The organism is Cupriavidus mimosae, from assembly GCF_023952485.1.
GTDB classification, from domain to species: domain Bacteria; phylum Pseudomonadota; class Gammaproteobacteria; order Burkholderiales; family Burkholderiaceae; genus Cupriavidus; species Cupriavidus taiwanensis_C.
The window spans coordinates 1-543 of record NZ_JALHRY010000116.1 but is presented as its reverse complement, the minus strand read 5'-3'; the positions used below and the strand labels follow the sequence as shown (position 1 = coordinate 543).

1 protein-coding gene is annotated in these 543 nt (G+C 60.0%); it reads right to left on the bottom strand.

Annotated elements, in window-relative coordinates:
- On the bottom strand, positions 1-543 hold a 543-nt coding region (locus tag MKD50_RS30595), incomplete at both ends, for an IS5 family transposase (protein WP_252669795.1).

Below are 543 nucleotides of genomic sequence, written 5' to 3'. Positions count from 1 at the left end.
GATTCGTGTGTCTCGTTGCTGCGCTTGCGACCTTTGAAGCTGCCGCCGGCGTCATCGTCTTGGTCGTCGCCATCCTTGCGCACGAAGCTCTTGTGGCCTGCCCACGCCTGTATCAGCGTGCCGTCCACGCTGAAGTGCTCACCCGACAGCCAGTTCTTCTTCTGCGCGATGGCCAGCACCTCGTTGAAAAACTGGATCACCGCATCATGCTTGATCAGTCGCTCGCGGTTCTTGGTGAAGACCGTGGGCACCCAAACTGAGTCGTCCATCGACAGCCCGATGAACCAGCGAAACAGCAGGTTGTATTGCGTCTGCTCCATGAGCTGGCGCTCAGAGCGAATGCTGTAGAGCACCTGCAGCAGCATGGCCCGCAGCAACTTCTCCGGCGCGATACTGGGGCGGCCACCCTTGATATCGGCCTCGTACATCTGCGCGAACAGCCGGTCCATCTTCACCAGCGCCTGGTTGGCCATAGTCCGGATCGAGCGCAGCGGATGGGACTGCGGCACGAAATCCTCCAGCCTCCGCATAGTGAACAAGCTT